Annotated in this window: 13 protein-coding genes; 4 read left to right on the forward strand and 9 right to left on the reverse strand. The window is 72.2% G+C overall.

The features are described 5' to 3' along the window. Positions 1–3: 3 nt before the first annotated feature. From IPK37_08200 to IPK37_08230, 7 genes are read right to left on the reverse strand one after another with little or no spacing between them, the layout of a single operon-like run. Positions 4–1,101 carry a potassium channel family protein gene (locus IPK37_08200; protein QQS02288.1) on the reverse strand — a complete coding sequence of 366 codons (1,098 nt, stop codon included), beginning with the start codon at positions 1,099–1,101 and terminating at the stop codon, positions 4–6. Continuing rightward, entirely contained in the window at positions 1,089–1,457 is a 369-nt protein-coding gene (locus IPK37_08205) for a monovalent cation/H(+) antiporter subunit G (protein QQS02289.1), read from the reverse strand. Before IPK37_08205 ends, IPK37_08200 begins: the two co-directional genes overlap by 13 nt. Beyond that, positions 1,454–1,714: a transporter gene (locus IPK37_08210; GenBank protein ID QQS02755.1), complete on the reverse strand. Its 261-nt coding sequence runs from the start codon at positions 1,712–1,714 to the stop codon at positions 1,454–1,456. Before IPK37_08210 ends, IPK37_08205 begins: the two co-directional genes overlap by 4 nt. Before the next feature lie 29 nt (positions 1,715–1,743). After that, positions 1,744–2,118, reverse strand: a complete 375-nt coding sequence (locus IPK37_08215) for a Na+/H+ antiporter subunit E (GenBank protein QQS02290.1) — start codon at positions 2,116–2,118, stop codon at positions 1,744–1,746. Further along, a complete protein-coding gene (locus IPK37_08220) occupies positions 2,115–3,701 on the reverse strand; it encodes a monovalent cation/H+ antiporter subunit D family protein (protein ID QQS02756.1) in 1,587 nt (528 codons plus the stop codon). The genes IPK37_08215 and IPK37_08220 overlap by 4 nt, the downstream gene beginning before the upstream one ends. Positions 3,702–3,726: 25 nt before the next feature. Then, positions 3,727–4,059 (reverse strand): NADH-quinone oxidoreductase subunit K, encoded by a 333-nt coding sequence (locus IPK37_08225; GenBank protein ID QQS02291.1) that lies wholly within the window; start codon positions 4,057–4,059, stop codon positions 3,727–3,729. Further along, positions 4,056–7,085, reverse strand: coding sequence for a DUF4040 family protein (locus tag IPK37_08230; protein ID QQS02292.1), 3,030 nt, complete (start codon positions 7,083–7,085; stop codon positions 4,056–4,058). Before IPK37_08230 ends, IPK37_08225 begins: the two co-directional genes overlap by 4 nt. 605 nt (positions 7,086–7,690) lie before the next feature. Here IPK37_08230 and IPK37_08235 point away from each other — a divergent pair. Continuing rightward, positions 7,691–8,068, forward strand: a complete 378-nt coding sequence (locus IPK37_08235) for a L,D-transpeptidase (protein ID QQS02293.1) — start codon at positions 7,691–7,693, stop codon at positions 8,066–8,068. 68 nt (positions 8,069–8,136) lie between these two features. After that, positions 8,137–8,655, forward strand: coding sequence for a GNAT family N-acetyltransferase (locus tag IPK37_08240; GenBank protein ID QQS02757.1), 519 nt, complete (start codon positions 8,137–8,139; stop codon positions 8,653–8,655). Here the strand turns inward: IPK37_08240 and IPK37_08245 are convergent. Beyond that, a complete protein-coding gene (locus tag IPK37_08245) occupies positions 8,637–10,202 on the reverse strand; it encodes an amino acid permease (protein ID QQS02294.1) in 1,566 nt (521 codons plus the stop codon). The genes IPK37_08240 and IPK37_08245 overlap by 19 nt on opposite strands. Here IPK37_08245 and nagB point away from each other — a divergent pair. Together nagB and IPK37_08255 are read left to right on the forward strand one after the other, a co-directional pair. Continuing rightward, complete coding sequence (nagB, locus tag IPK37_08250) at positions 10,201–10,986, forward strand: glucosamine-6-phosphate deaminase (protein ID QQS02295.1); 786 nt, start codon at positions 10,201–10,203, stop codon at positions 10,984–10,986. The genes IPK37_08245 and nagB overlap by 2 nt on opposite strands. Positions 10,987–11,068: 82 nt before the next feature. Then, positions 11,069–11,680, forward strand: coding sequence for a hypothetical protein (locus IPK37_08255; GenBank protein QQS02296.1), 612 nt, complete (start codon positions 11,069–11,071; stop codon positions 11,678–11,680). Positions 11,681–11,748: 68 nt separating this feature from the next. On the opposite strand, the gene IPK37_08260 is transcribed toward IPK37_08255, so the two are convergent. Next, positions 11,749–12,072: a hypothetical protein gene (locus tag IPK37_08260; GenBank protein ID QQS02297.1), complete on the reverse strand. Its 324-nt coding sequence runs from the start codon at positions 12,070–12,072 to the stop codon at positions 11,749–11,751. Positions 12,073–12,129 lie beyond the last annotated feature (57 nt).

The following is a 12,129-nucleotide window of genomic DNA, read 5'->3' on the forward strand; positions in this document are numbered from 1 at the left end:
CGATCAGCGCTCCGTCGGCCGGGGTCGGACGTCGCCGCGATGGGCGTGCCGCGCCGCCCGCACGACCACCAGGCGGTCGCCGGCCTTGATCCGCGAGACCTCGTCGTCGACCGTGTAGTGCACGGTCTCGTCGCGGATGATCCCGATGACCCGGTCGCCGATGTCGGCGTAGTGGACGCCTTCCTCGCCGGGTCGGACCTCGCGCTCGGCGATCTCGACGCCCTGGCCGTACGTCATGAGGTCCTCCAGCACGGCGCCGAGGTGCGGCGACACCGCCGACGTGCCCAGCATCCGGCCCGCCGAGTCCGCCGAGACGATGACCGAGTCGGCGCCGCTGTGCCGCAGCAGCGGGGCGTTGGCCCGGTCCCGCACGCACGCGGCGATGTAGACCTTGGGATTGAGCTGGCGGACCGCAAGCGTGACGAGGATGTTGGCGTCGTCGCGGCTGGTGGAGATGATGACCTGTTCGGCCGACTGCACCCCGGCTCGGGTGAGGATCTCGCGACGGGACGCGTCGCCGGCGACCACGGCGTAGCCGTCCGCGAGCGCCTCCTGGCGGGCCGGCTCCGCGGCGTCGATGACCACCACCTCGTCGCGGCGCCGTCCGCTGCTCACGAGGGTGTCGGCGGCGCCGCGGCCCTTGATGCCATAGCCGACGAGGATGGTGTGGTTCTTCATGCGTCTCCTCCAGGCGGCGATGCGCAGCTCGTCGCGTCCCTGGACGGCGAGCACCTCCAGGGTGGTGCCGATGAGCAGGACCAGGAACAGGACCCGGGCCGGGGTGACCACGAGGGCGTTGACGAGGCGGGCCGAATCCGTGGCAGGGGTGATGTCGCCGTACCCGGTCGTGCTCAGCGTCACGGTGACGTAGTAGAGGACGTCGATGAAGCTCATCCCGTCCTCGTTGCCGTCGCGGTAGCCGTCCCGGTCGTAGTACACGACGGCCACCGTGAACGCGAACGTCGCGAAGGCGGCGAACAGGCGGGAGAACAGCCGGCGCCACGGGGAGGCGGCGCGCTCCGGCAGGTGCACCGCGCCGCGCGCCTCGGGGTCCGCCACGCGGGTTTCGGCGGCGGGGTCGTCGGGGGTCACGAGGGCCATTCTTCGTCGGTCGGGCGGTCGCCGGGCGCGTTCGCGAGATCTTGGGGATCGGTGCAGGGGTCGACGGGCGTGCCGGCGAGGTACGTCGAGCGCGCCAGCGTCATGCTGCCGATCGAGCTGACGACCCACAAGGCCCCCACCGTCACCAGGCACTTCAGGAGGGGGACGACGTCGAACCCGACGAGGCTCACCCGGTGCAGGTAGGCGGCGACGACGATGAGCGGCAGCCCCAGGCTGGTGGCGAGGCCGAGGACGTTGATGCGGGAGTAGGCGTCCCGCTCGCGCATCATCGACAGGGCGCTGACCAGCACGCAGACCGCGCCCAGGATGCTCATGCCGGCGACGACGAGGTTCATCGGCGGCCTCGGGTGATGATCCGGGCCAACGCGATGGTCGCGAGGATGCCGAGCAGCGACGCGAGCAGCGCCGCGTCGACGACGACCGCCGAGTCCCGCATCGTGCCGAGCAGGACGAGGACGCCGAGCGCCGCGAAGAACACGAGGTCACCGACGATGGCCCGGGTGCCCAGGTCGGAGGCCGTCGCCACGCGGTACAGGCCGATGAGCACGGCTGCCCCGAGAATAGCGATCGCGATCCACATCGCGATCGTCAGCACATCGTTCGTCCACAGGTCGCCGACCATCAGGAGCGCCCCCCCGCTCGGCTCGGGCTGGCGTCGGCCGGCACGCCCGCTGCTCGCAGCAAGCGCGTCTCCATGTCCCGCAGGTCGGTCAGCACGGACTCGCGGTCGGGCGCGAACAGGGCGTGCACGAAGAGGGTCGGCGGCGTGCCCTCCCACGCCTCCGCGGTCCCGAGGACGAGCGTCCCCGGGGTGATGGTGATCGAGGCCGACAGGGCCGTGATCTGGAGGTCGGTGCGGCATCGCAGGGGGAACTCGATGATGGCCGGCGAGGACGTCAGGCTCGGGGTCACCGCCGACCGGGCCACGCGCCAGGCCCCCGCCAGGACCTCCCGGACCAGGTAGGCCAGATAGCTCAGCACCGCGATCAGCCTCATCGGAGCACCGCCTCGACGTACGGTCCCACCCGCACCAGGCCCGCCGCCGCCCGGTCGGCGATGGGGAAGAGCCACCCGGCCCCGACGAACATCGCCACCGACACCGAGGCCAACGTCGCGCCCGGGGCGATCAGCCGGCCGGGGATCCGGACGCTCTCCGGCAGCGGCACCGCGTCGCCGCGGCGCAACCGCAGGTCGTCGGGCCGGTACGTCTCCATCGGCTTGCTCCAGAACACCTCGCCCCAGACCCGCTGCAACGCCATCAGCGACGCCACGGAGGCGATCACCACCGCCGCGAGGAGGGCGACCGCCCAGACGGGATGCCCGCCGAGCCAGTCCACCAGGGCCCGGACCAGCGCCACCTTCCCCCACAGCCCGGACGTCGGGGGCAAGCCCACCAGGGAGAACAGCCCGACGACCATGATCAGAGCGGCCAGGCGCTCGCGCCGCATCAGCCCCGAGAGCCGATCGAACCGTCCCGAGCCGTAGACGTGCTCGATCGCGCCGGCGGTGAGGAGCAGTGCGCCCATCGTGACGACGTGGTGCACCAGGTAGAACAGCCCGGCCGCCAGCGCGGTGGGGGTGAGCAGGGCCACCCCGATGAGGATGTGGCCCACCCCCGCGATCATCTGGTAGGCCAGCGCCGACCGGATCCGGCGCTCCCCGAAGGTGCCGATCGCGCCGACGAGGATGGTCGCCAGCACCACCACGGCCAGCGCCCAGCCCCAGGGGGCGGGTGCCCCGCCGTACAGGGTCGTGTAGACGCGGTACACGGCGTACAGCGCGACCTTCGTGTGCAGCCCGCTGAACAGCGCCATGATCCCGGCGGACGTCGCGGGGTAGGCGCGCGGGAGCCAGCCGTGCACGGGCACCGCGCCACCCTTGATGAGCAGGGCCAGCAGGACGACCGCGACGGCGGCGCCGAGCCGGGGATCGGCGGCGGCACCGGCGGCGGCCGCCGCGTGGGAAGCGCCGGTCGCCGCCGGGGTCGCCTCCGCGGACCCGGCGCGTCCCGCCAGGCTGGCGAGGTTGACGGTGCCGGCGACGCCGTACACGAGGCCGACCCCCATGAGCAGGATCGTGCTGGTCACGAGGTTGACGACGATGAACAGCCGGGCGACGCCGAGGCGCCGCCAGGTGCCGGTGACGGCGATCAACGCGTACGACGGGAGCAGCATCACCTCGACGAACACGAACAGGTTGAAGAGGTCGGCGGTGAGCACCGCCCCGTTCACCCCGGCCGTCAGCATGAGGGCGAGCGAGGGCACGAAGCGGTAGCGGTCCTCGCCCGTGACGACGAGGAACCAGCTCGCGATCGCCGTGGTCGTCCCGGTGGCGACCAGCATCGTCGCGGTCAGGGTGTCCGAGGCGAACGGGATGGCGACGCCGGAGGTGTAGCCGCCCATGGAGTGCGCGAGCACCGGGGTGTGGCGGTGCTCGACCAGCAGCGCGACGCCGCTGGCCGCGACAGCGAGCGGCACGCCCACGAGCAGGCCGCGCTCCAGCCAGGGCCGGCGCAGGAGCACCGTGAGCGCCGCGGCGGCCAGCGGGACGGCGACGAGCAGCGGCAGGAGCGCGGTCATCGGGGTCAGGGTCGTCATCGGCGGCTCACCGGTCGTGGCTCTCGCCCGTGGGCGGCATCAGGTAGGTGTCGTCGTTGTGCCCGAGCACCGCGAGCATCAGCATGATGACGGTCACGGCGAGGGTGATCACGATGGCCGTCAGCACGAACGCCTGCGGCAGCGGATCGGCCATGCGTTCGGCGCCGATCCGGTCGGCGAGCGGCTCCCCGCGCCACGCGGGCACGCCCGCGGTGAGCAGCACGAAGTTCGTCGCGTGCCCGAGCAGGCCGATCCCCAGGATCATTCGCACGAGGCTGCGCTGGAGCACGAGGTAGGCCCCGCCGGCGGCGAGGACGCCGACGGTGACGGCGAGCATCATCGGCCCACCTCCTCAGGGGCGGTGCCGGTGGCGAGGTGATCGGTGCGTACGCCGACGCGGCTGCCGCTGGTGGGCCTCGGCGGATCCGCGGCGGCGCCGGGACTGTGCGGCTGGACGGTGTCGCCCCGGACCGTGTCGAGAGGGCCAGGCAGCTCGCCGAGGACGGCCTCGTCGACGCGCTCGCGGGTGCTCTCGCCGCCGGTCAGGGCCACGCTGGCGGCCGACGTACCGAGTAGGTTGAACGCCGTCATCACCAGGCCGAGCACGGCGCCGTACACGCCGACGTCGAACAGCATCGACGAGGTGAGGTGCACGCCGAAGGGCTCGGCGTGCAGCGGCTCCAGGAAGCCGCCGGCGACGGCCAGGCCCCACGCGCCGGTGGCGATGGCTACGAGGATGCCCGCCCCGATGAGGCGCAGGGGCAATCGAGGCGGCCCGATCTGGCGGTCCTTGCTGGTGGAGAGGTAGCTCAGGCCGACGGCCGCGGCGCCGACCAGGGCCGCGATGAAGCCTCCGCCCGGGGCGTTGTGCCCGCGGATGAAGATCAGCAGCGCCAGGAGCGCCAGCAGCGGCACGACGACCCGGACCATGAGCTGCAGCCCGACGACATTGCTCCAGGCGTGCGTGATCGCCCGGTGTGCCGTCGAACCCTCCAGGCGCAGCAGCGGCCCCGGCTCGTCCCGGTCGGTCGGGTAGTCCGCCGCGGGATCGAGGTGCTGATGCCGCACCGTCGACAGCACGGCCACGAGCACCACGCCGGCCATGCCGAGGACGGCCAGCTCGCCCATCGTGTCCAGGGCCCGGAACTCGACGAGGATGACGTTAACGATGTTCACCCCGCCGGAGACGTCGGCGGTCTCGGTCTGGTAGTACGTCGCCACGTCGCTGAGCTCGCGGCGGCCGTTGAAGACGTACGTCGCGAGCCCCGCGGCCAGCCCCACCCCGCCGGCCAGCGCGACGACCCAACGGTTGCGGGCCACCGGACGCCGCCCGAAGCGGCGCGGCAGTTTCTGCAGGACGAGCATCATCATCACGACGGTGAGCGACTCGACGAGCAGCTGGGTCAGGGTCACGTCCGGCGCGCCGAGGGCGAGCATCTGCACGGTGGCGAGCACCCCCACGGCGGACACGCTCACCACGGCGGCCAGGCGGTCGCTGCTGCGGCAGACGCCGAGCACGGCGATCCCGATCAGCAGGCCCAGGGCGACGTCGATCGGCTGGGTCAGCCTGGCGGGCGCCGCGGGGATCACGCTGGTCGGCGCGTCCGCGCCACGCGCGAGGAGGGCGATCGTGAGGACCCCCCCGAGCACGACCGTCACGAAGGCGCCGAGGAGAGTGGCCACGTGGCGCGACGGATAGTCGACGGCCAGCGGCCGGACCACCAGCTCGCCCAGGCGGGTCAGTCGGGCGGTGACCGCGTCGATGACGGTCACCCCGTCCCAGCCGAAGGCGGGGCGCTCCAGGCCCCGGTTCAGTCGACGGCGCCGCAGAACCATCGCGGTGCCGAGGGCGAAAACGGTGAGCGTGGTGAGGAGTTCGGGGGTGGGGCCATGCCACAGCGCGAGGTGGACGTGGTCCGCACCGGGAAGCGCCGCCTCGGCCCCGGCCCCCACGACGCCGTCCAGCCAGCCGACCCCGAGCCCCAAGGGCACGCCGGCCAGGATCGGCAGCGCCGCGGGGATCACGAGACCAGCTTCGGGGCGGTGCACCGGCCGGTCCCCGCGGCCGTCGACGAACCCGCCGAGCGCGATGCGCCCGCAATAGGCGAACGTCAGGACACTGGCCAGGGCCGCCGCCGCGAGCGCCAGCGGCCCCACGGTCCGGAGCACCTCACCGCGCAGCAGGCCGGTGAACAGCGCCTCCTTGGACACGAACCCCAGCGTGGGCGGGATGCCCGCCATGCTCGCGCAGCCCACGACGGCGACCGCGAAGGTCACCGGCATCGCCCGCCAGAGCGGCGGCAGCCGGCGCAGATCGCGGGTGCCGGTGGCGTGGTCGATGACGCCGACCATCATGAAAAGCCCGGACTTGAAGAGGGCGTGCGCGATCGTGTGCAGGATCGCCGCGGCCACCGCGGCCGACGTCCCCACCCCGATGGTCGCCACCATGAGGCCGAGCTGGCTCACGGTCGAATACGCCATCAGCTTCTTGAGGTCGGTCTGGCCCAGCGCGAAGCGGCCACCGAGCAACGCGGTGATCAGGCCCGCGGCGATGAGGCTGGCGTTCCACACCCACACGTCGTGGAAGGCCGGGGTGAAGCGCAGCAGCACGAAGATGCCGGCCTTGACGACGGCGGCGGCGTGCAGGTAGGCGCTGACGGGGGTGATTGCGGCCATCGCGTCGGGCAGCCAGACGTGGAACGGGAACTGGGCCGACTTGGTGAACCCCGCGAGCGCGACGAGCGCGGCGACCGCACCGGCGTACGTCGGGTCCTCGGTCCACACGGGCGAGGCGAGCGCGACCGACAGGCTCGTCGTCCCGGTGCGCACCCCGATGAGGGCCACCGCGACCAGCAGGGCCACGCCGCCGACGAACGTGATGAGCAGCGTCCGCATCGAGGCCTGTTGGCCGGCGTGCCCGGACCGCGCGATCAACAGGAACGACGCGATGCTGGTCAGCTCCCAGCACACGAACAGCAGGACGAGGTCGTCGGCCAGCACGAGCGCGACCATGGCGAGCGTGAACGTCGTCATGACCAGGTAGAAGCTGGTCTGCCGGCCGGCGCCGAGATAGCTCGTCGAGTAGGCGAACACGAGCGCGCCGATCACGAGCGCGATGAGCGCGAACACCACGGAGAGCCCGTCGGCGCGCAACGCCACGTCCACCCCCAGGGCGGGCACCCAGGCCGTGCGCCACTCCGTGGGTCTGCCGCCGAGCGCGTCGGACACGGCGGGCCAGAGGGTGGCGACGGCGCCGAGGTACAGCCCCGCGAGTGGCCAGCCCGCCAACCGGCCCAGGCGGGCGCACGTCACCGGCGTGACGGCGACGGCCACCGCGAGCGTGACCAACGTCCACACCAAGGGCATCCGCGGAGAACCTGAACCTTCTGGGGGAGAGGGGAGATCGGCGCGCAGGGCGACGCGACGTGCAAAACGGTACCTGGGTTCGCCTCAACCGCACCGCCGCGCGACGCGCGGGCCGGCCACGTCGTACGACGTCCGTGGTGGTCAACGGCCTGCTCGCGCGCGCGGCGTCTCACGAGCTGGGCACGCCGGGACCGGCTCGCGGAAGCCGGGCGGATGCGTTCCGCTGCTCCTTGCGCGCGCCCGCCCAGGGGTGAAGGATGTGGACAGTGCCAGCGCGGGCACTGCACAACGGAATCCGGGGGAATGACGTGAGTCTGCGGCGAGTGGTCCGGGGCGTAGCAGCGGTCGTCGTCGCGGGGGCGCTCGGCGGCCTGTCCGGCGGCCTCGCCGCGGCCTCGACCGACGACGGATCACGGCCCGCGCCCCCGGCCGAGCGGTCCGCCGCTCCGACGCCCGCGCCGCGGCAGCCGTGGAGTTCGACGTACCCTTCCCCGCCGCCGCCCCCGCCGGCACCAGAGCCCGAGCCTGCGCCCCCCACACCTGGGCCGGAACCTGCGCCCCCCACGCCGGTGCCGGCACCGCCGCCTGCCCCGCCCACGCCGGCCGTGCCGGCGATTTGCCTGCAGCGGCCACACATCCTGTGCGCCAGCAAGGCCGAGAAGACGCTGCGCTACTTCGAGCGTGGGGCGTTGTGGCTGGCCACGCCGGTGGCGTTCGGGCGGCCGGGCTACGAGACGCCGAGCGGCCTATACGCCGTCCGCGTCAAGGACGCCAACGCGTGGAGCAAGGAGTACGACACGGCGATGCCGTACAGCCTGGAGTACGACCTGGCGCGCGGCATCTACATCCACTACTCGCCCACCTTCGCCGCAGCCGGTCCCGGCTACATCGGCAGCCACGGCTGCGTCAACATCGGCGACCTCGAGGCGGCGAAGACCCTGTTCAACCGGGTGCCGTTGGGTGCCGCGGTCTACGTGTACTAGGCGCCCGCCCAGCGAGCTCTCGCCGCGCCCCTGGCGGGGCGGTTAGGCTCCCGGGTATGGGCTCGGGAATGCGCGCGGACGGGACGATCGTGCGGGTACGTCGGGTGCAGCCCGACGAGGCCGCCGCAGTCGGCGAGCTGGCGGTGCGCGCGTACGACCCCAGCGGCCTGGCGCCGAACGACCCCTACTTCGCGGACCTGCGCGATGTCGCGGCGCGCGACGCGGCGGCCGAGGTGTGGGTCGCCGTCCGCGACGAGGGCGATGGGCTCGCGCGCGGGGTCCTCGGCACGGTCACCTGGTGTCCCACCGGCTCGCCGTGGGGCGAGATCGCCCGCCCGGGCGAGGCCGAGTTCCGGATGTTGGCCGTGGATCCCGGCGCGCAACGGCTGGGGGTCGGCACCGCGCTGGTGTCGGCGTGCGTCGCGCGAGCCCGGGCCCAGGGGGCCGATGGCGTGGTGCTCTCGACGGCCGAGTGGATGGTCGCGGCGCATCGGCTCTACGCGGAGCTGGGCTTTCGCCGCGACCCATCCCGGGACTGGTCACCCAGGCCGGACATCCGGCTGCTGGCTTACGGCTTGCCGCTCTGATCGCCGCCGGGGCGCACGGCGTCGACGTACAGGTCGGCCTCCGGTCGGTTCAGCAGGGAGTGTCGGTGACCGTAGAGGAAGTAGATCGCGAGGCCGACGGCGAACCAGACCAGGAAGCGCAGCCAGGTCACCGGCTCCAGGAACGAGATGAGCCAGAGCGAGAAGAGCACCCCGAGCGCGGGCACGAGCGGGACCGCCGGGCAGCGGAACGGCCGCTCGATGTCGGGCCGGGTGCGCCGCAGCACGATGATCGAGATGCAGACCAGGACGAAGGCGAGCAGGATGCCGATGTTCGTCAGCTCGGCGACCTCCGCGATCGGCAGCAGCCCGGCAATCACGGCCGAGGCGACCCCGACCACCCAGGTGACCCGCACGGGCACGTGCCGCGTGGCGTGGGTCTTCGCGAACCACCGGGGCAGCAGACCGTCGCGGCTCATGGCGAACCAGACCCGGGTGACGCCCAGCATGAACGTGAACATGACCGTCAGGATGCCCACGATCGCGCCGACGGCGATGATCGTCGCGAGGCCGTCCAGGCCCACCGTGGCGAACGCCGAGGAGATGCCGGACTTCGGGTCGATCTGGGTGTAGGGGATCATCCCCGTGAGGACGAGGCAGACCCCGACATAGAGGACCATCGAGACGGCCAGGGAATACATGATCGCCTTCGGCATGTGCCGCTGGGCGTCCTTCGACTCCTCGGCCGCGGTGCTCATCGCGTCGTACCCGAACACCGCGAAGAAGACCGTCGCCGCGCCGCCCATCGCGCCGGTCCAGCCCGCGGGGGCGAACGGGGTGTAGTTGTCGGTCTTGACGTGCATGGCGCCGACGATGATCACCAGCAGGACCACGGCGACCTTGATGCCGACGACGAAGGTCTCGAAGCGCGCCGCGTTCTTGATGCCCAGCGTGAGCAGGAACGCGATGAACAGGCAGAGCAACGCGGCGAACAGGTCGATGCGATGCCCGTCACCAGTCCCCGGCGCGCCGAGCATCCACTGCGGCAGCGTGATCCCGAGCTGTTTGAGGAGGAACCCGAAGTAGCCCGAGATGCCGATGGCGACGACCGCCACGATGGCCGTGTATTCCAGCAGCAGGTCCCAGCCGATGCACCAGCCCACGACCTCGCCGAGCACGGCGTACGAATACGTGTAGGCGGACCCGGCCCGCGGGATCATGCCCGCGAACTCGGCGTAGCTGAACGCAGCGGCCGCGCTCGCGATGCCCGCGATGAGGAAGGAGATCAGCACCGCCGGTCCGACGCCCTTGCCGCCCTGCGCGCCGCTCGCGACGCTGCCGGCGAGGGAGAAGATCCCGGCGCCGATGATGCCGCCGATGCCGATGGCCGTGAGCTGCCACAGCCCAAGCGTGGGCAGGAGCGCTGTGGGTCCCCGATGCGGCTCCGCGATGTCATCGATCGGCTTCCGGCGCAGATAGCTACGTGTGTCGGCCACGGGGGCCACTATCCCCGATCTTGGTCCCACGGTGCGAGATGTGATCTGGTGGAGATTGATCACGAGGCGGCGGCGGGACGGGAGGTGGGTCATGGAGGTCGTCATCTGCGCCGACGCGGCGGAGGCGGGCGCACTCGCGGCGGACGCCATCGTGGCGTTGTTCCACGAAGAATCGGCGGCGGTGCTGGGGGTGGCGACGGGGTCCAGCCCGCTGAGCGTGTACGCCGAGCTGGGGCGCCGCGTCGCCGCCGGTCGGGTCAGTCTGGCGCGTGGGACCGCGTTCATGCTGGACGAGTACGTCGGGCTGCCGGCGGACCACCCGGAGCGCTACCGAACGGTCATCGAGCGGGAGTTCGTGGCGCGCGTCGACATCGACCCGGCCCGGGTGCACGGCCCGGACGGGTCGGCCAGTGACCTGCCGGCAGCCGCGGCGGCGTACGAGCAGGCCATCGCCGACGCCGGCGGGGTCGACCTGCAGCTATTGGGGATCGGCACCGACGGGCACATCGCCTTCAACGAGCCGGGCAGCTCGCTGGGATCGCGGACTCGGATCAAGACGCTGACCAGCCAGACCCGGCACGACAACGCGCGGTTCTTCGACGGGGACGTCGACGCAGTCCCCACGCATTGCCTGACCCAGGGGGTCGGCACGATCATGGCCGCCCGGCACCTGGTGCTGCTGGCCTCGGGTCGGGCCAAGGCCCAGGCCGTCCACCAGCTCGTCGAGGGCCCGATCTCGGCCCTGTGGCCCGCCACGATCCTGCAGATGCACCCGCATGCCACCGTTCTCGTGGATCGGGCTGCGGCGTCGCGGCTGCAGCTGGCCTCTTATTTCGCGGAGACCTACGCCGCCAAGCCGCACTGGCAGGGGCTCTAGTCCGCGCGACCGGACGGCTCGGGCGACCACGGATTACCTAGGAACACTGAGGGATCCGCGCGTAACGTCCTACGATCGCCTCATGGCTAGCCCGTCGTGCGGGGCGGAGGCGGTGTTCGTCCGGCAGGCCGGGGAGCCGCTTCCCAGCCGCGAGCGCCTGGCTCGGGGTGGCGCCCCCCTGATTGACCGTCGCGACCTGGACCGCGCCGTCGCCAACGCGACGATCCTCCTCTCCCTCGTCGGCCGGACCGTGGTCGGCTGGGAACCCCACGGCGACCTGCACGCCGACCAAGACCTCGAGTGGTGGGCACCCAAGGACGACCGGACGAGCTATCAGGCCCTGGTCATCGCGCTCGAGGGCGGCGAGGAGGCGATCATCGCCTCCGGGGAGACCAACGAGTTCACCATCGTCCGCTCCACGATGCGGCAGCGGGCGACCGGGCCCCCGACCGACCCCACCGGGCCCGGCCGGCCGGCCTTGGGTCGGATCGACCAGGGCGCCTGCATCCTGCACGCGCATCGGACCCCGCCGCCGTACCGGCAACGCCTCGTCCTGCAGTTCCTTCTGGAGATCGGCGGCCGCAGCTGGGTGCTGATGGCGGCCGAGGGCTACGACGTCGACGAGTGGAGCCTGGCGGACGACTGCGACGCGGTGCGCCGCCCGGTCGACGATCTCTGGTGGCCGCTGCCCTGACCGGTTGGGCACGCCAGCCGTGCCAAAGCTGCCCAATCAGCGGCGGCAGAACTTCGCGACGGGGCGCCTTAGCGGAGCGTCGCGGCCTGCTCGGCGGGCCGGGGCTTGCGCGTCTTCGTGTACGTCGCGCGTAGCTGGTCCAGCGCCTCCTGGTCGAGCCCGACCAGGTCGAGGTCGATATCGCGATCCTGGCAGGACTTCTGCAGGCGGCACAGTTCGGTGAGCTGGGAGTCGCTCAGGTGCGGGCACGAGCGCAGGTCCAGGCACAAGTGGTGGACCTGCTGGGCCAGGAGCCCCGGCAGCATCACGCGAACGTCGGTCAGCCGGTTCTCCTCCGGGCCGGACCCGATCACCAGGGTCGTCATCGCACTGTCACTGGCTGCGGTCGTCACGGCTCCTCCTCACCTCTGGACGGGGCCTCGCGGCTGCGCGGGCACTCGCGTCACTGT

This window comes from Austwickia sp. (assembly GCA_016699675.1).
Taxonomy (GTDB): domain Bacteria; phylum Actinomycetota; class Actinomycetes; order Actinomycetales; family Dermatophilaceae; genus Austwickia.